This is a genomic window from Caballeronia pedi (assembly GCF_001544915.2).
In the GTDB taxonomy this organism is placed as follows: domain Bacteria; phylum Pseudomonadota; class Gammaproteobacteria; order Burkholderiales; family Burkholderiaceae; genus Caballeronia; species Caballeronia pedi.
Genome location: NZ_FCOE02000002.1, coordinates 1 through 18,134 on the forward strand (window position 1 = coordinate 1; position 18,134 = coordinate 18,134).

Genomic DNA, 18,134 nt, shown 5'->3' on the forward strand with positions numbered 1-18,134 from the left:
GGCGGCGCGATTGCGATCGGTCACCCGATCGGCGCATCGGGCTGCCGGATTCTCGTCACGCTGCTGCACGAAATGCAAAAGCGCGACGCGAAGAAGGGTCTGGCGTCGCTGTGCATCGGCGGCGGCATGGGTGTCGCGCTGGCGGTGGAACGCCCGTAACGAAAGCAATACACCGGCGCAGCGCGCCCGACGCGACATCAAATCACTATAAGCGTCGAGCCGACAGCGCAGCGCCGGTGCCATTCCGAGCATCATTAACCTGAGAGAATTGAGGAGTATCAGCATGACTAAGCGAATCGCACTGGTGACGGGCGGCATGGGCGGACTCGGCGAGGCAGTCGCCATCAAGCTGCACGACGCGGGCTACGCGGTTGTCGTGACGCATTCGCCGGGCAACGCGAAGGCCGGCGAATGGCTCGCGAGCATGGATCGCCAGGGCCGCAACTTCCGCGCGTACGCGGTCGATGTCGCCGATTACGATTCCGCGCAGCACTGCGTGGCGAAGATCCAGGCCGAAGTCGGCCCGATCGACATCCTCGTGAACAACGCCGGCATCACGCAGGACACGACCTTCAAGAAGATGACCAAGGTGAACTGGGACGCCGTGCTGCGCACCAATCTCGATTCGGTCTTCAACATGACCAAGCCCGTTTGCGAAGAGATGGTGTCGCGCGGCTGGGGCCGCATCATCAACATTTCGTCGGTGAATGGCTCGAAAGGCCAGATCGGTCAGACGAACTATTCGGCTGCGAAGGCGGGCATGCACGGTTTCACGAAGTCGCTCGCGCTCGAAGTCGCGAAGAAGGGCGTGACCGTGAACACGATCTCGCCGGGCTATCTCGCGACCAAGATGGTGACCGCGATTCCGCAGGAGATTCTCGACACGAAGATTCTTCCGCAGATTCCGGCGGGACGTCTCGGCAAGCCCGAGGAAGTCGCGGCGCTCGTCGCGTTCCTGTGCTCCGACGATGCGGGTTTCGTCACCGGTTCGAACATCGCGATCAACGGCGGCCAGCACATGAGCTGATGCGTTCAGGCGGCGCGCGGGATTCGTGCGCTGCCTGACATTTGCGCGTCTCACCTTCGTCACGCGCCCGCGCGACGATATCCACGCGCGAGACGACACGTTCTCGCGCGTCGATTCAATCTTCATCCGTAACCTTCGCTCTCCGACGGACCGTGCCATGAACAATCTCGGCGCAGGCACACATTCCTATAGCGTCGGTCATCTCGACTCGGCGATCGAACACCTCGAGCAGGTACTCAGCCTCGAAGGGGCGAATTCGCTCTTCTCCAAGACCTACTGGCGCGGACGCGTCGTGCAGGCGCTTTCTATGCCGGGGCTCGCGCCGTGTCAGCATTCGCGCCTACAGCGCTTGCTGGAGCGCATCGCGCAGGCTTGAGCGGCCGCGACGGACTGCCGGCTTTCCTCTGATCCGTGAAGAAATTTGCGGGCGCTTGTACCATTCGGGCCGTGTCTCAAAATTCACGGTCCTCGAATATGTTTTCTTCCATCAGATCAATGTTCTCGACGCGGCGCGCGTTCGGGACGATCGCACTCATTTGCCTGCTTACTGCATGTGGCACGACGAACGGCGTCACCGCCGGCGCGAAGCCCGATACGTACACGGTCACCGGCAAGGCGACGGGCACGCGCATGTCGTGGGTGACCGCGCGCAATGCCGCGATGGACGCCGCCAGCGACTACTGCAAGCAGCGCTCGCAGCGCGTGGTGGTTCGGTCGGAGGCGACCAGCGGTATTCGTTCGCTCGAAGAGCAGACTGCTACCGTTTCATTCAGTTGCGTGGCGGAGAGTGCCGCGCGGGGGTGACACCGTCAGAACGTAAAAATAGACATTGACAAATTCTGACTTTGCAGTAAATTTACGGTCCATGGACGTTCGCAGCACCGGAGAACCAACATGGATCACTACACCCCTGAAACTTTTTCCCTGACCAAGAGCGTCGGCTTCGCCGTCAACAAGGCGCGCAACGTCCTGGTCGGCGAGTTGGACGCGGCCTTGAAGGATCTCGGCATCACCACCCAGCAGACGGGCATTCTCATGTCCATGCGCGGCGGCGTGACGCAAACGCCGTTCGAACTGTCGAAACTGCTCGGCATCGATACCGGCCTCATGACGCGCATGCTCGACAAGCTCGAAACCAGGGGCTTGCTGCAACGCACGCGCAGTCTGGAAGATCGCCGCGTGGTCAATCTCACGCTGACGCGCGAAGGCGAAAAAGTCGCCGACACCTTGCCGCATATCGTGCCGGTGGTGCTGAACAGGCGTCTCAGAAAGTTCAGCAAGAGCGAGTTTCAGGAGTTGCGCCGCCTGCTCGACAAATTTCTCGAAGACTGAGCGCGCGCCGCATGTCGCCCGCGCATTTTTTTTCGTCCATTTATCTGACAGGTCAGAAAATGAAAAAGCAATCAAATCGTCGTACGTTCGTATCGCGCGTAACGAAAACAGGCGTCACGCTGATGTTCGCCGCCGTGCTCTCGGCCTGCGCGAATTACGCCGGCATCCACAGCGACAAGGAAATAGCCCAGCCGCAAACATACGCCACGCAACAGAGCCTGCCCGCCGACGAAGGCCGCTGGCCCGCGCCCGACTGGGCCGATCAGTTTGGCGATGCCCAACTGCGCGCGCTGCTCGACGAAGCCCTCACCGGCAACCCGACGCTCGACCAGGCGCGCGCCCGCATCGCGGCGGCGTCGGCGTATAGCGAAACCGCGCGGGCGAACACGATGCCGCAAGTCGGCGCGTCATATTCGTACACGCGTCAACGCTTTTCCGAGAATGCGCTCGTGCCGCCGCCGTACGCCGGCTCGTGGCAGTCCGAGAACAAGGGGCTGCTGTCGGCTTCCTATGAGCTCGATCTGTGGGGCAAGAACCGCGCGGCGCTCGACGCCGCCGTTTCGCAAGTCCAGGCGAGCACGGCGGATGCGCAAGCCGTGCGCCTCGCGCTCGATGCGTCCATTGCCCGGTCGTACAACCAGCTCGCGCGGCTCTATGCGCTGCGCGACATCGCGCAGAACGAGGTCGGCGAGCGCGAGCGGATCGTGCGCATCACCGCGAGCCGCATCGCCAACGGGCTCGACACCGAAGTAGAACGCAAGACCGCCGAGGCCGATCTCGCATCGAGCCGCGCGACGCTCGGCGCGCTGGATGGCCGCATCGTCGCGACGCGCTATCAGCTCGCGGCGCTCGTCGGCAAGGGTCCGGATCGCGGGCTGTCGATCGCGCGTCCGCAACTCGGCATCGGCGATGACGTGCGCCTGCCCGCCAATCTCCCCGCCGATCTCGTGAGCCGCCGCCCGGACATCGTCGCGGCGCGCTGGCGCGTCGACGCGATGACGCACGACATCAAGGAAGCCAAGGCGGAGTTCTATCCCGACATCAATCTGAGCGCGTCGCTCGGGCTCGACGCGTTCGGTTTCGGCCGGCTGCTGACGGCGGCGAGCCGCACGATGTCGGCGGGCCCGGCGATCCATCTGCCGATCTTCGACGGCGGTGCGCTGCGCGCCCAGTTGAAAGGCCGCTATGCCGATTTCGATTACGCCGTCGCGACCTACAACCAGACGCTCGTCACCGCGCTCAGCGACGTCGCCACGCAACTCTCGCAAATCCGTTCGACCGACGCGCAACTCGTCGATGCGAACGCCGCGCAGGACGCCGCCCACAGCGCGCAACAACTCGCGCTCACGCAATATCGCGCGGGGCTCGCGAATCAGCTCACCGTGCTCAACGCCGAGACCAACGCACTCGCGGCCGAACGCGCGGTCGCGAATCTGAAGATGGACCGGCGCGACCAGCAGATCGCGCTTGCAGCCGCGTTGGGCGGCGGCTACATCGACACATCCGCCAATGCGCTGGCCGCACGCTGATCGACCCTATTGAACCGGAGCACCGACATGAGCGACACCTTCACCACCGAACGCAGCATCACGGATCAACCCCAACCGGCCGCCGACCTCAAACCGCGCAAGACGCGCAAGCTGCTGCTCTCATTGCTCGCGGCGGCGATCGTGGCGGCGGGCGCGGGCTGGACCGGCTACTACTACACCACAGGCCGCTATTTCGAATCGACCGACGATGCGTACGTCAGCGGCAATCTCGTGCAACTGACGCCGGAAGTGAGCGGCACCGTGATCGCAGTGAACGCCGACGACACGCAGATCGTGCGTCAGGGCGCGCCGCTCGTCACGCTCGACGCCGCCGACGCACAAGTCGCGCTCGCCAACGCCGAAGCGAATCTCGCGCAGACGGTCCGGCAAGTGAGCAGCCTGTACGTCAACAATGCGTACTACGCCGCCACCGTCGCGCAACGTCAAGCCGATCTGACGCGCGCGCAGTCCGACCTGAAACGCCGCCTGACGATCGCCGAATCGGGCGCGGTGTCCGGCGAAGACATCGCACACGCGCGCGATGCCGTGAGCGCCGCGCAGGCGGCCCTCGACGCGGTGCGTCAGCAATCCGAAGCGAATCACGCACTCACGGACCGCACGTCGATCGAACGGCATCCGAACGTGCAGGCCGCCGCGACGAAGGTGCGCGACGCGTGGCTCGATCACGCGCGCAACACGCTGCCCGCGCCGGTGACCGGCTATGTCGCGCGCCGCTCCGTGCAGGTCGGCCAGCGCGTCGCGCCCGGCACGCCGCTCATGGCGATCGTGCCGCTCGACGGCGTCTGGGTCGATGCCAATTTCAAGGAAGTGCAGCTCGCGCACATGCGCATCGGGCAGCCGGTCACGCTGAGCGCCGATGCGTACGGTTCGAAGGTGAAGTATCACGGTCACGTCGAGGGTTTCTCGGCGGGCACGGGCGCGGCCTTCGCCGTGCTGCCCGCGCAGAACGCGACGGGCAACTGGATCAAGGTCGTGCAACGCCTGCCGGTGCGCATCCGGCTCGATCAGCGCGAATTGGACGCGCATCCATTGCGCATCGGACTTTCGATGGATGTGGAAGTGGCAACGCGCGATGAATCGGGCACGCAGCTGGGCGCGGCATCGACCACGTCGTATCGGACCGACGTCTTCAGCCGTTACGGCGAAGAGGCGAACGCGGAGATCGAAAGGATCATCGCGGAGAACGCGATGCCGCAGGGTTCGCGTGCGGCCCGCTGACACGCGAATTTTTTCGATCAAATAACTGACAGGTCAGTCATAGACAATTCAGGTGATGCAATGAACCCGACGACTCAACCCGCGCCGCTGCAAGGCGGAAAACTCGTGCTGGCGACGCTCGCCGTCGCGCTCGCGACCTTCATGAACGTGCTCGATTCATCGATCGCCAATGTCGCGATTCCGACCATCGCGGGCAATCTCGGCGTATCCGTCGACGAAGGCACGTGGGTCATCACGCTCTTCGCCGCCGCCAACGCGATCTCGATTCCGCTGACCGGGTGGCTCACGCAGCGCGTCGGACAGATCAAGCTGTTCGTGTGGGCAATCCTGTTGTTCGTCGTGTCGTCGTGGCTGTGCGGCATCGCACCGAATCTGCCGACGCTGCTGGCCGCGCGCATACTGCAAGGCGCGGTGGCCGGCCCGCTGATTCCGCTGTCGCAGGCCATTCTGCTCGGTTCCTATCCGAAAGAGAAAAGCTCGACCGCGCTCGCTCTCTGGGCGATGACCGCGACTGTCGGCCCCATCGCCGGACCCGCGCTCGGCGGCTGGATCACCGATAGCTATTCGTGGTCGTGGATCTTCTACATCAACATTCCGGTCGGGCTGTTCGCGGCGGGCGTGACGTGGGCGATCTATCGCGAACGCGAAACGCCGGTGAAGCGCGTGCCGATCGACAAGATCGGGCTGATTTCGCTGATCGCCTGGGTCGCGTCGTTGCAGATCATGCTCGACAAGGGCAAGGATCTCGACTGGTTCGATTCGCCGGTGATCGTCGCGCTGGGCGTGTTCGCGCTCGTCAGCTTCGTCTTCTTTCTGATCTGGGAATTGACGGAAAAGAACCCCGTCATCGACATCAAACTCTTCACGGGGCGCAATTTTCTGGGCGGGACGGTGGCGATTTCCGTCGCCTATGCGGTGTTCTTCTCGAACCTCGTGCTGCTGCCGCAATGGATGCAGGGCTATCTCGGCTACCGTTCCGTCGATGCCGGTCTCGTCACCGCGCCGCTCGGCATTTTCGCCGTGATCCTCGCGCCCGTGATGGGCAAGCTGATGCCCCGCTCCGATGCCCGCGTGCTCGCCACGCTCGCGTTCTTCGGCTTTGCGGCCGTGTTCTTCATGCGCTCGCACTACACCACTGGTGTCGATACGTACACGCTCGTCGTGCCGACGCTCCTGCAAGGCATTCCGACCGCGCTGTTCTTCGTGCCGCTCACGGCGATCATTCTGTCCGGCCTGCCGCCCGCGAAGATTCCTGCAGCGGCGGGGCTCTCGAACTTCGTGCGCGTGTTCGCGGGCGCAGTGGGCACCTCGCTCGCGACGACGGGCTGGAATGACCGGACCATCCTGCATCACGCGCAGCTTGTCGAGCAGGCGAGCGTGCATAACCCCGCGTTCGTCGGCGCGATCGATTCGATGCAGAGCGCGCTCGGCGGCAGTCCGTCGCAGGCGCTGGCGTTCTTCGAACGTTCGCTGACGACGCAAGCCGCGATGCTCGGTCTCAACGACATCTTCTGGCTGTCCGCCGTGATCTTCATCGCGATCGTGCCGTTGATCTGGCTGACGAAGCCTGGCAAGGGCGCGGGTGCAGGCGCGGCGGGGGCGGGCGGGCATTAGCCAGTGATCCTGAATTTGTACGCGCGACGCAAGACTGTTGGTCCGCGACGGGTGTGCAAATACGTGAACAAAGCGCCTAGATTGAATTGTTACCTTCACTACTGGAGCCATGCAAATGAAATTCTCAGTCAAGCAGCACATTCATTCCGACGATATCGCAACGCTCGAACACGCGATGCGTACCGTCGACGCCGATGCGAAAGTGCAAGTCGACATCGATACGAAGACGGTCAGCGTCGACTCGTGGCTGATGCCTGAAGAGTTCATCGTCGCGTTCGTCGATGAAGAGTACGACGTGCGGATAGTCGAGGCGTAGTCGGAAGGCGCCCAACGAAAAGGCCGGAGCCATCACGCTCCGGCCTTCTGCTATCTCACCGCTCAATAAGTCGTCTCCCAACCACCCCCAAGCGACTTGCACAACGTGATGAGATTCTCCGCAGCCTTGGCCTTGCTCTGTTCGAGACTGCTCTGCGCTTCCAGCAACTGCTTCTGCACGTTGAGCACATCGAGATAGTCGAGCGCGCCGGCCTTGTATCGCTGTTGCGCGACGGCGAGCGCGCGCTGGTTGAGGCTCACCGCCGAGGCGAGCCGGTCGCGCCGGCGCTGTTCGGCATCGTAGACGAGCAACGCGTCGTCCACTTCGCGCCAGGCATCCAGCACGGTGCGCTTATACAGAATCGCCGCTTCCTGCTGTTGCGCCTCGCGCAACTGCAACGTGCCCTTGAGACGTCCGCCCTCGAAAATCGGAAACGTGATCGACGGCCCGACGACGAATTGCCCCGACGCCCAGTTGGCCAGACTGGAGAGTTGCAGACTCTGAAACCCCGCGCTCCCGTTCAGCGAAATACGCGGATAGAAATCGGCCTTCGCCATGCCGATCGAAGCCGTCGCCGCGTGCAACGTCGCCTCGGCCTTCTTGATGTCGGGCCGACGTTGCGCGAGCTCCGACGGAAAGCCGACAGGCACCTGATCCGGCAGCTTCGGCACCTCGCGCGTTTCGCTGAGCATGTCGCGCAGCGCGCCCGGCTGCTCGCCGAGCAACACGCCGATTGCATTGATGGTGGTATCGCGATGCGATTCGAGCGTCGGAATCAGACTTTCGATGGTCTCCATCTGCGCCGAAGCATTGGCGACGTCCAGGTCCGTCGTGACGCCTTCGCGCACGCGGATCTTCGTGAGCCTCACGGCATCGCGGGCGATATCGAGGTTCTGTTTCGTGATCTCCAGCAGCGACTGCGTATCGCGCAATTCGACGTAATCGCGCGCGATTTCCGCGCGCGCCGAAAGCAGGATCGCGTTGCGGTCTTCATAGGAAGCGTCGGCCAGCGCGCCCGCCGCTTCGACGCCGCGTCGCACGCGGCCCCAGATATCGATTTCCCATGACGCATCGAAGCCGGCCTGATACAGGTTGTAGGCCGGCGATCCCTTGGAGCCAGGCATGCCCGACACACCGAGGGGCGCGTCGCCGGACGCCGATTGCGGCTGACTCTGCGACGGCGTCACGCCCAGCAACGACAGCACGCCGTTCTCGCTGCCGCGTTCGCGATAGTACGACGCCGCGCCATCGAGCGTGGGAAGCTGCGCCGCGCCGGCCACGCGCTGTTCGGCACGGCTTTGACGCAGCCGGGCGGAGGCCGCGGCCACGTCGAGATTGGCGTCGGCGAGGCGCTTTTCGAGCGCGTTCAGCACGGGATCGTCGAACAGCGTCCACCAGTCCGGGTTGAAGTCGGCCTGCACGGCCTTGCTCGATGCCTGCGCCGTCTGGGTTCTTTCGAGGACGTCCGGCGTCGCGGACTTCGGCGGTTCGAAGTCCGGCCCGACCGTGCATCCCACCATCGCGAGACTTGCCAGAACGGCGAGAAGGATCGGGCGAAGCGAAGTATCGAGCGCTCTCATTTTGCGTCGCCTCCTTTCGCGAGTGTTTCGCCGTGCCGGCCCACAGCCACTTCCGCTTCGACCGAAAGCCCCACGCTCAGCGCCGATGCTGCGTCCTGCCCGCGATCGATCGTGATCTTGACCGGCACGCGCTGCACGATCTTCGTGAAGTTGCCGGTCGCGTTGTCGGGCGCGATGGGTGCGAAGCTCACGCCGGTCGCGGGCGCGAGGCTGTCGACATGGCCGTTGATAACCACGCCCGGAAAGCTGTCGACCTTGATGCGCACGCGTTCGCCGGGCCGCATCCGCGTGATCTGATTCTCCTGAAAGTTGGCGACGACATAGGCATCCGACAGCGGCACGATGGCCAGCACCGGCGCGCCCGGCGTCACGAACGCGCCGACGCGTGCCGAGCGCCGTCCGACCTTGCCGTCGACGGGCGCGCGAATCTCCGTGTACGACAGGTTCAGCTTCGCCTGCTCCAGCGCCGCTTCGGCGCGCGCTCGCGCGCCCGCGGCCTTGTCGCGTTGCGTGCGCAACACATCGAGGTTCTGCTCGGTCGTCGTCAATGCGGCGCGGTCGTGCGCCTGCTGCGCGAGCTGTTGCGCAAGCGTGCTCGTCGCGCGTTGCTGCTCCTGCGCCGTGCCGGCGCCCGTCTCCGAGAGGTTCTGATAGCGCGACGCGTTCGCACGCGCGAAGCCGATCGCCGCTTCATCGGAACGCAGGGTCGCGCGCGCCTGCTCGACCAGCGAGGGATGCCGCGCGATTTCGGCATCGAAGTTCGCGACCGCCGCGCGCGCCGCGTCGAGGTCGGCCTGCGCGCTCATCAGCGCGGCGTGATAGTCACGGTCATCGATACGCACGAGCAGTTGCCCCGCCTTGACCGACTGATTGTCTTCGACGGGCACTTCCGAAATCTGGCCGGGCACGCGCGGCGCAACGAGCGTGAAATCGGCATGGACGTAGGCGTCGTTGGTGGATTCGGTGCTCGAATCGGAGAGCAGTCTGACGCATACCCATGCGAAGACGGCGAGCGCGAGCACCGGCGCGGCGATACGAATGAGTCTGGAGTGGGAACGGATGAAGGATGACATGGCAAGCGTCCCTTAACGGGCGGAAGGCGGGGAAGAAGGCGGCGTGGTGGTCCACGGCGGATAGATGCGCACGGGCAACACAGGCACGAGACAAAGCAGCGCGATAGCGACGCATGCCATCACACGATAGAGATCCGCGGACATCAGCACGAGCGCCTGCTCGTGCACCCGATGCGCGAGTTCGCCGATGCCGTGGGTCGCGTCGATGCTCTGATCGGTGATGAGCGCGCGATTGCCGAGTTGATCGACGAGCACGTTCGAATGAAAGCGCTCGCGCGCCGTGCCGAGGCCTTCGATGAGACCCGTCGCAACTGCGGCCGAGAAGGTCTTGAGCGAATTGAACATCGCCGAGGCGAACGGGCCTTCCGTGGGAGGCAGACCCGTCGTGACGCCCATCAGGATCGCGACGATCACCATCGGTTGCGCGGCGATCTGCAAGGACTGCAACACGTAGAAGTTGTCGCGGATCCATTCGGATGTCATGAAACTGCCCATCGCGCAGGTCGCGATCATCAGACACAGTCCGAGCGCCATCACCCAGCGCGAATCGACGCGCTTCAGATTCAGCACGGCGGCGGTCAGCGGCAGCGTGATCAACAGCGGCAGCGCGACGAGCAGCGACAGCGGCGTGGTCTGCAACGCACGGTACGCGTGAATCCGCGCGAGATGCTGGCCGGGAATGGCGGCAACGCCGACCAGAAGAATCACGGCGCCCGCGAGCGTCGTGAGCCCGTGCGAGAAGTTTCGTCGCGACAGCAACTGGAGCTTGAAGAACGGCAGCGGATGAAACCATTCGTTGATGAGAAACGCCACCAGCAGCACCGCTCCGCCGATGAACATCACACGGATGAGATCCGAGTTCAGCCAGTCGAGGCGGTCGCCTTGCAGAAAGCCGATCACGAGCATCGCGACGGCCGGGAAACCGATCAGGAATCCGGACCAGTTGAACGAACGAAGGCGTTCGAGCTTGAGCGGATCGTCGGGCAGGCCTTGCTGGATCGCCACGCACGTCGCGATGCCGAGCGGCACGATCTGCCAGAACGCCATCTTCCAGCTGAAGTACTCGGTCCAGAGCGCGGCGAGCGGCGTGCCGAGCGCAGGTCCGAAGGTCGCGGTCAGTGCATAGCCAGCGAGCCCATACAGTTTGATTCTGGGCGGGAGATAGCGCAGCGCGACGATGATCAGCATCGGCGGCAGGCAACCGCCCGCGATCCCCTGCAACACGCGCAACGCATAGAGCGACGGAAGATTCGGCGCGAACGGGCACAGGATACCGAACAGCATCGTGGCGACGACCGCGCCGATAGTGAAGCGCTTGAGCGTGAAGGTGATGCCGAACCACGGCGCGAAGACCATCGTCGCGACGTTGGCCGCTTCGAACAGGGTGGTCAGCCAGGTGCCGTCGTCGTGCCCGATCGACAGCGCGCCTTGAATGTCGGACATCGCGAACGCGGTGACTTGCTCGTTCAGTATTGCGAGCAAGGACGCGAGCAGCATCCCGATCAGTCCGACCGCAAGCCGAAGCGAAAGCATGGCCTCAGGCGGCGCGGGCCGCGCGGCTTCCTTCACGGGAAGCTCAGCCGACGTCTGCTCGACTATCGCGTCTTGCGGGCCGCTTTCTATGGAATTGGCGTGTGTCATGAGAGTTCGGTGTCGAAACGTGTTCAACCAGGCTTTGCATCCGGGATCGACGATTGCTGCGCCGCAACCGGAATCGGCTTACTGGAATTCTAGAAAGGGAGTGGCGCGAGATGAAGCGAAGAGAGGCCGACTATTGGGCCATTTCGTGTGCGTTTCTTGCCAGCGTCGAGCACGCAGTTATTCGGGAATGCTATTGAGTATAGGCGCGCTGCGTCCATGCGGGCGGATTCGCACTCGCCGTTCGAATGAAGCGGCGAGTACGTCCGGTCGTTCTCTTCTGGCAGGCGCGTAGGGAGATGAAACGATCACGCCGTGCGTTGCGCTTCTTCGAAGTATTGCGGTGCTTCGCGTCGATCGAACATGCCGTATTCACGGATCACGCGAATGTGACGCAAGCGCACATCGCTCGGCCGCGCGGCGTCGCGTTCGAACGATTCGGCCGCCGCCTGATCGCGCCACGTCGCCACGGCGATCACGTCGCCGGGCGTCAGCAGCGCGTGGAAAACGTCCCACGCGACGAGACCGGGCGCTGCTTCGTCGATGCCGAGCGACCGCGCCACGACATGCGGCCCGGCCTGCGCGATCCAGTCCGGCAAGCGCCGCGCGTCGAGCAGCGTCACCGCTTTGCCCGCGCCCGCTTCAGTGACATCGAGCCGTTGCTCGACCAGCGCGTGTCCTTCGGGTACGTGCGTATCCGTCACGATCTGCCCGATGCGCAGCCGATAGTCCGCGAACACGCGATCGCGCGCGGCCTGCTGAATCTTGTGATGTTTGGTCGTGGTACGCCAGCGCACGAGCGACTTCTCATCGCGCCAGCTCGACAAGGAAAGAAGCCATCCCTCGCGTGTCAGGCTCGCGTAGCGGGTGTTGTCGATGAAACCATCGATCGCTTCGAGTTCGGGCCGCAGCATCTTCGCCATGCTGAGATAGGCATCGAACTGATCGGGAATCGGATTGACTTCGAGCATTGCAGAGAACATGACAGACTCTTCGTTTGGGTTGCACAAAAGGCGCTCACGTCGCCGTTGATTCATTGTCGGAGACGATGCGCGTTTGTCGAAGGCCGGTCGATACGCAAATCAGGCCAATGAATGCGCAGTTCGGGACATGGCCTCAGGAATGGCCAATCAGTGTCCGATGCGGGCCAATACGGCGCATATTGCGAAGATGCCGCTTACACTCGCACCGGAAACGAGTCGTGGCGGGAAATCGGAATGGACAGATTGCGTGAGATGGAAGTGTTCGTGGCGATCGTCGATAGCGGGAGCTTTACGAGTGCATCGGAGAAGCTCGGCTTGTCGACCGCAGCGGTATCGAGGGCGCTCAATTCGCTCGAAGCGCGCACCGGCGCGCAACTACTCGCGCGTACCACGCGATCGGTGCGGCCCACGGATGCGGGCGTGGCCTATCTCGATGCCTGCCGACACGTTCTCGATGCCGTCGCGGATGCCGAAGCGAACATCGGTGCTTTCCATATCAAACCGGTAGGAACGCTAACGATATCCGCGCCCGTGCTGTTCGGCCAGCGCTTCGTCGCGCCGCTCGTCAACGCTTTTGCGCTGCGCTATCCGGACGTCAGCATCCACGCGGTGTACGTGGATCGCACCACGCGGCTGCTGGATGAAGGCGTGGACGTCGCGATACGCATCGGTCATCTGGGCGACCCGACGACCTTCGCGGTGCCGCTGGGTTTCGTGCGCCGCCGGACCTATGCGGCGCCTGCCTATCTTCAGACGCGTGGTGAGCCGGTCCATCCAAGAGAATTGACGCGCCACGATTGCGTGTCCTTCACGGGCGTGACGAATCCGCTTGAATGGGTCTTCAGGGATCGCGGCGCGAGACTGCCGGTGCGGCTTCAGCCGCGCATGATCGTCGATCTCGCGCCCGCTGCCATCGCGGCGGCCAGCGACGGCGTCGGCATCACGCAGTTGCTTTCATATCAGGCGACGCCCGAAGTATTGGGGCGCAGGCTTCGCCCCATTCTGAAAGCGTTCGAGCCCGAGCCGGTTCCGGTGAACATGCTGCATGTCGAGCGAAGAGGCGCGAGTGGGAAGATTCGCGCGTTTCTCGAATTCGTCACCGAGGCGTTACGCACGAACCCGCATCTGCGTAGTGAGGACAGGCTGCGATCCGCAGTTCGCGGTAAGCGTCCACCAGCGCATCGAGACTGAACGCGCGGTTCAGGCCACTCGGGTTCGGCAGCACCCACGCCGTGGCCCCGCCGAAGGTTTGCGCTTGCAGTCCCCACGCGATCTCGCGCTGGCCGGTCATCGCGGACAAGGCCATCTTCCCGAGGAACGCGATGTAGCGCGGCGCATGCTGCTCGATCTTGCGCTCGAACGCCGACGCTGCCGCTTCGATCTCGACGCGCGAAAGATGGTCCGCTCGCGCGGTCGCGCGCGCGACGGCGGTCGTGAGGCCGCATCCGTATCGAAGCAATGCGCGGTCGTCTTCGGGACGAAGCAGTTCCGGCGTAAAGCCGGCCAGATGAACGACGCGCCAGAAGCGATTGCCTCTGCCCGCGAAATGGTGTCCCGTTGCGGCGGCGAGCATGCCCGGATTGATCCCGCAGAACACGACCGATAAAGACGGCGCGAGGATGTCCGCGAGCGTGCCCGATGAATCCGTTGCGATCACGAGTGTCCTTACGCAGCTTCCGCCAGTTCCACCAGCTCGATGTGCCCGACGAGATCGACATCGACATCGACATGCACACGAGCCGCAGGCTGGATTCCCACCGTACCGCGAAACCGCTCGCGATACTGCCTCGGCGTGACGTTCAGCCGTCGGGCAAACGTCGTGCGCATATGGGTGGCGTTGTGAAAGCCGCATTTGTACGCGACCGTCTTGAGCGGCGCATCGCTTTCTTCGAGCAGCTTCCTCGCGGAGTCGACGCGAACCTGTTCGACGAATGCCGACGGCGTCACCTTCGCATACTTGGCGAACACGCGCGAGAAGGTGCGGCGGCTCACGGAAACGGCGCTCGCGAGTTGCTCGATCGACAGCGCGTCCGCGATGTGATCCGTCACGTACCGATGCACCTTGCCGATGAGCGGCGCTTCTTCCTTGTCCGCGCCGATGTACGGGCTGTACTGCGATTGCCCGCCTTCACGCTGAATATAGACGACGAGCCGCTTGGCGACGCGCACGGCGTGTTCATGTCCCCAGTCCTCGGCGACGAGCGACAGACACAGATCGATGCCCGCCGATACGCCCGCCGAAGTGAACAACCGTCCATCGCGAATGAAGATGCGCTCGGGCTGCACGCGCGCCTGCGGGAACGCATCGGCGAGATGGCCCGCGTCGGACCAGTGCGTGGTGACTTGCTTGCCGTCGAGCAGACCCGCATGTCCGAGCACGAACGCGCCATTGCAGACCGAGCCAAAGCGCGCCGCGCCGCGCGCCTGCCTGCGCAGCCACGCGAGGAATTCGCGCGGCGGGTCCCAGTCGGGCAACTCCGGTCCGCCGGCCACGAGCAGCAGATCGTACTGGATATCGGAATCGAGATAGCCGACCGGCACGAGCACCTGCATGCCGTTCGAGCAGGTGACGACGCCCGCCTCGCGTCCGACGAGCGAGACCTCGTAGCGCTGATGCGCGGGCAGATGCGTGTTGGCTTCGGCGAACACATCGAGCGGGCCTGCAACGTCGAGTGCCTGCACGCCGTCGAACAGAACAAGGGCGACTTTCATGCTGTGACCTTCATCAGGTGGAACTGTCTACCGCAATCGATGAGCCAGTCTATCCGAAGGCATGCGCCTGAAAGACACCGTGACCGGTAAATGACTTTTGCCGCGATGTAACAAACGCGCGCTTCGCATGCGCACGATACCGTCATTTCGGCGATGGCCCAAATCGGATATCGACTGGCCCGGCATCGCGCCAGATGCATGTTCCGTGGCGTTCCAGGCTGACTAGACTTCGTACCAGAGCGGTCGAAGCACACGCCGCGCATCACGCAAAGGACACGCATCATGTTGACCGAAACACGCAGAAGTTCATTTTTGTTCGGCGCCAATGCGCCGTATGTCGAGGAGCAGTACGAGCTGTATCTGACCGATCCGGCATCGGTCACCGATGAATGGCGCGGCTATTTCGATGCATTGAGCGAAGCGCCCGCCATCGACGGCAGTGATCGCGATGACGAGCCGCACGCGCCCGTGGTGTCAAGTTTCATCGAGTTCGCGAAGCGTCCGCACGGCTTGCCGATATCGCCCGATAACGGCCTCGCGCTCGCCAGAAAACAGGTGGCGGTGCAGGCGCTGATCGCCGCGTTCCGCACCATCGGCACACGCCGCGCCGACCTGGACCCGCTGCATTGGGAGCCGCAGCGTCCGCTCGCCGAACTCACGCCCGCCTATTACGGCTTGACCGCTGCGGACATGTCGACCCGCTTCAGCACCGCCGACACTTACTTCTTCGATGACGACGCGACGCTCAGCGAGATCGTTTCGGCGCTCGAACAGACCTACACCGGCACGCTGGGCGCGGAATTCATGCATCTGACGGACGCGAACGAGCGGCGCTGGTGGCAGATGAGACTCGAATCGACTCGCGCGACGCCGTCGTTTGCGCTTGCCGAAAGGCGCCGGTTCCTCGAACGTCTGACGGCAGCCGAGGGGCTCGAAAAGTATCTTCATACGCGCTTTGTCGGGCAGAAGCGCTTTTCGCTCGAAGGCGGCGAATCGCTGATCGTGCTGCTCGACGAACTGGTGCGTTACGGCGCGTCGAAGAAAGTGCGCTCAGTGGTGATGGGCATGGCGCATCGCGGCCGCCTGAACGTGCTGGTCAACGTCGCGGGCAAGCCCTTGCATGCGCTCTTCGACGAGTTCGACGGCAAGGACGGCGACGCGCTCCCGGAAGGCGATGTCAAGTATCACAAGGGCTACAGCACCGTCACGCAAACGGCCGTTGGACCGGTCGAAGTCGTGCTCGCGTTCAATCCTTCGCATCTGGAAATCGTCAATCCGGTCGTTCAGGGCATGGCGCGCGCGAAGGCCGACGCGCTCGCATCCGGCGACGCAGGCAGCGTGCTGGCCGTCGAGATTCACGGCGATGCGGCGATGTCCGGGCAAGGCGTCGTGATGGAGACCTTGAGCCTGTCTTATACGCGCGGGCATGGCACGGGCGGAACGGTGCATGTAGTGGTGAACAATCAGATCGGCTTCACGACCTCGGACCCGCGCGACACGCGTTCATCGTTCTATGCGACGGACATCGTCAAGATGATCGAAGCGCCGGTGCTGCACGTCAACGGCGACGATCCCGAAACGGTGGCCATGGCGGTGCGCCTCGCGCTCGACTATCGCACGGAGTTCGGGCGCAGCGTCGTCATCGATCTGGTCTGTTTCCGCAAGCACGGGCATCAGGAACAGGACACGCCCGCGATCACGCAACCGCTGATGTATCGCGCGATCGCGGCGCATCCCGGCGTGAGGGCGCTGTATGCGCAGAAGCTGATTCGTCAGGGTGCGTCGACATCGGAACAGGCAAGCGCGCTGGTCGATGAGCGACGCGAGATTCTCGATCAGGCCCGCGCCGATGAGACGGACACGGGCTCGACCGAATCGGAGGGAAGCGCCGCGCTGCGCTATGTTGCGCCGTCGCCGGAGCGCGTGAGTAAGCTGGCGCAACGCATCGCGAGCGTGCCCGATGGCTATGCGCTTCATCCATTGGTCGGCAAGATGATCGCGGCGCGTCGCGACATGTCGAGCGGAAAGAAGCGGGTCGACTGGGGCATGGGCGAGCATCTCGCTTTCGCTTCGCTGCTCGATGAAGGCGTCGATGTGCGGCTGAGCGGGCAGGACAGCGCGCGCGGCACGTTCAATCATCGACATGCGGTGCTGCATGACCAGACGCGTACGCGGCGCGACGATGGCGCGTTCATCCCGCTCGATCATGTCGGCGAAGCGCAGGGCCGCTTCACGGTGACCAATTCGATTCTCTCCGAAGCGGCCGTGCTTGCGTTCGAATACGGTTACTCGACAGTGAATCGCGATGCGCTCGTGATCTGGGAAGCGCAGTTCGGCGACTTCGCGAATGGTGCGCAGGTCGTCATCGATCAGTTCGTCGCGGCGGCCGCCGCCAAGTGGGGGCAGCGCAGCGCGTTGACGCTGTTTCTGCCGCACGGACAGGAAGGGGCCGGACCCGAGCATGCGTCGGCGCGGCTTGAGCGCTATCTGCAACTGAGCGCGCAGGACAACATGCGCGTCACGCAGCCGACGGCACCCGCGCAACTGTTCCATCTGTTGCGCATGCAGGCGCTCGCTTCGGACCGGCGGCCGCTCATCGTGATGACGCCCAAGTCGCTGCTCAGACATCCGGAAGCCGTCAGTGCGCTGGACGAACTGTCGCACGGCGCGTTCCGTGAAATCCTGCCTGATGAGCATGGCGATCCGTCGAATGACGCGAACGTGGAGCGCGTGATCGTGACGTCGGGCAAGGTCTATTTCGAACTGCTCGAATATCGCCGCAAGCACGGCGGCGACGATACGCCGATCATCCGCGTCGAACAGTTGTACCCATTCCCGTCGCGACAACTGGCCGCCGAGTTCGCGCGCTATCCGAATCTGAAGCGCGTGATCTGGTGTCAGGAGGAGGCGCGCAATCAGGGTGCGTGGAGCTTCGTCGAGCCGCAATTGCGCGAGATTCTGCCTGCGCATGCAAGCCTGTCGTATGCGGGGCGTGTCGCGTCCGCATCGACTGCGCCGGGGTATCACGCGGTGCACGCGGCGAGACAGGCGGAAGTCGTCGCGCATGCGTTCTCTAACTAAGCATGACGAA

16 protein-coding genes and 1 pseudogene are annotated in these 18,134 nt (G+C 63.8%); 11 read left to right on the forward strand and 6 right to left on the reverse strand.

The genetic code is table 11. The features are described from left to right. From AWB80_RS02685 to AWB80_RS02725, 9 genes and pseudogenes are all read left to right on the forward strand, one after another. A pseudogene (locus tag AWB80_RS02685) lies at nt 1-159 on the forward strand (acetyl-CoA C-acetyltransferase); the annotation flags it as partial. Nucleotides 160-283: 124 nt separating this feature from the next. Beyond that, on the forward strand, nt 284-1,027 hold the full coding sequence (gene phbB, locus AWB80_RS02690; protein WP_061173115.1) for an acetoacetyl-CoA reductase: 744 nt from the start codon (nt 284-286) through the stop codon (nt 1,025-1,027). Between the two features lie 157 nt (nt 1,028-1,184). Beyond that, nucleotides 1,185-1,403 carry a hypothetical protein gene (locus AWB80_RS02695; RefSeq protein ID WP_061173498.1) on the forward strand — a complete coding sequence of 73 codons (219 nt, stop codon included), beginning with the start codon at nt 1,185-1,187 and terminating at the stop codon, nt 1,401-1,403. Between the two features lie 119 nt (nt 1,404-1,522). Further along, nucleotides 1,523-1,831 (forward strand): hypothetical protein, encoded by a 309-nt coding sequence (locus AWB80_RS02700; protein ID WP_244206361.1) that lies wholly within the window; start codon nt 1,523-1,525, stop codon nt 1,829-1,831. A 90-nt stretch (nt 1,832-1,921) separates the two neighbouring features. Further along, nucleotides 1,922-2,359, forward strand: coding sequence for a MarR family winged helix-turn-helix transcriptional regulator (locus AWB80_RS02705; protein WP_061173117.1), 438 nt, complete (start codon nt 1,922-1,924; stop codon nt 2,357-2,359). A gap of 59 nt (nt 2,360-2,418) precedes the next feature. Then, nucleotides 2,419-3,888: an efflux transporter outer membrane subunit gene (locus AWB80_RS02710; protein WP_061173499.1), complete on the forward strand. Its 1,470-nt coding sequence runs from the start codon at nt 2,419-2,421 to the stop codon at nt 3,886-3,888. A gap of 27 nt (nt 3,889-3,915) precedes the next feature. Further along, a complete protein-coding gene (locus AWB80_RS02715) occupies nt 3,916-5,127 on the forward strand; it encodes an HlyD/EmrA/EmrK family protein (RefSeq protein WP_061173118.1) in 1,212 nt (403 codons plus the stop codon). 60 nt (nt 5,128-5,187) lie between these two features. Further along, on the forward strand, nt 5,188-6,741 hold the full coding sequence (locus AWB80_RS02720; protein ID WP_061173119.1) for a DHA2 family efflux MFS transporter permease subunit: 1,554 nt from the start codon (nt 5,188-5,190) through the stop codon (nt 6,739-6,741). Between the two features lie 115 nt (nt 6,742-6,856). Beyond that, nucleotides 6,857-7,057, forward strand: coding sequence for a hypothetical protein (locus AWB80_RS02725; RefSeq protein ID WP_061173500.1), 201 nt, complete (start codon nt 6,857-6,859; stop codon nt 7,055-7,057). 62 nt (nt 7,058-7,119) lie between these two features. Here the strand turns inward: AWB80_RS02725 and AWB80_RS02730 are convergent, their stop codons facing one another. The 4 genes from AWB80_RS02730 to AWB80_RS02745 all read right to left on the reverse strand — a co-directional run bounded on the left by AWB80_RS02730 (nt 7,120) and on the right by AWB80_RS02745 (nt 12,331). Then, nucleotides 7,120-8,637 carry an efflux transporter outer membrane subunit gene (locus tag AWB80_RS02730; protein ID WP_061173120.1) on the reverse strand — a complete coding sequence of 506 codons (1,518 nt, stop codon included), beginning with the start codon at nt 8,635-8,637 and terminating at the stop codon, nt 7,120-7,122. Beyond that, a complete protein-coding gene (locus AWB80_RS02735; RefSeq protein ID WP_061173121.1) occupies nt 8,634-9,710 on the reverse strand; it encodes an HlyD family secretion protein in 1,077 nt (358 codons plus the stop codon). The genes AWB80_RS02730 and AWB80_RS02735 overlap by 4 nt, the downstream gene beginning before the upstream one ends. A gap of 12 nt (nt 9,711-9,722) precedes the next feature. Continuing rightward, nucleotides 9,723-11,351, reverse strand: a complete 1,629-nt coding sequence (locus tag AWB80_RS02740; protein WP_061173122.1) for an MFS transporter — start codon at nt 11,349-11,351, stop codon at nt 9,723-9,725. A 305-nt stretch (nt 11,352-11,656) separates the two neighbouring features. After that, nucleotides 11,657-12,331, reverse strand: coding sequence for an antibiotic biosynthesis monooxygenase family protein (locus AWB80_RS02745; protein ID WP_061173123.1), 675 nt, complete (start codon nt 12,329-12,331; stop codon nt 11,657-11,659). Between the two features lie 234 nt (nt 12,332-12,565). Between AWB80_RS02745 and AWB80_RS02750 the strand changes: the two genes are divergently transcribed. Next, nucleotides 12,566-13,522, forward strand: a complete 957-nt coding sequence (locus tag AWB80_RS02750; RefSeq protein ID WP_061173124.1) for a LysR family transcriptional regulator — start codon at nt 12,566-12,568, stop codon at nt 13,520-13,522. On the opposite strand, the gene mug is transcribed toward AWB80_RS02750, so the two are convergent. Together mug and AWB80_RS02760 are read right to left on the reverse strand one after the other, a co-directional pair. Continuing rightward, complete coding sequence (mug, locus tag AWB80_RS02755) at nt 13,428-13,988, reverse strand: G/U mismatch-specific DNA glycosylase (RefSeq protein WP_244206362.1); 561 nt, start codon at nt 13,986-13,988, stop codon at nt 13,428-13,430. The two genes, AWB80_RS02750 and mug, sit on opposite strands and share 95 nt — an antisense overlap. Before the next feature lie 8 nt (nt 13,989-13,996). Continuing rightward, nucleotides 13,997-15,043: a GlxA family transcriptional regulator gene (locus tag AWB80_RS02760; RefSeq protein ID WP_061173126.1), complete on the reverse strand. Its 1,047-nt coding sequence runs from the start codon at nt 15,041-15,043 to the stop codon at nt 13,997-13,999. A 282-nt stretch (nt 15,044-15,325) separates the two neighbouring features. On the opposite strand from AWB80_RS02760, the gene AWB80_RS02765 reads away from it, so the two are divergent. After that, nucleotides 15,326-18,124 (forward strand): 2-oxoglutarate dehydrogenase E1 component, encoded by a 2,799-nt coding sequence (locus AWB80_RS02765; protein WP_061173127.1) that lies wholly within the window; start codon nt 15,326-15,328, stop codon nt 18,122-18,124. The last annotated feature ends 10 nt before the right edge of the window (nt 18,125-18,134 follow it).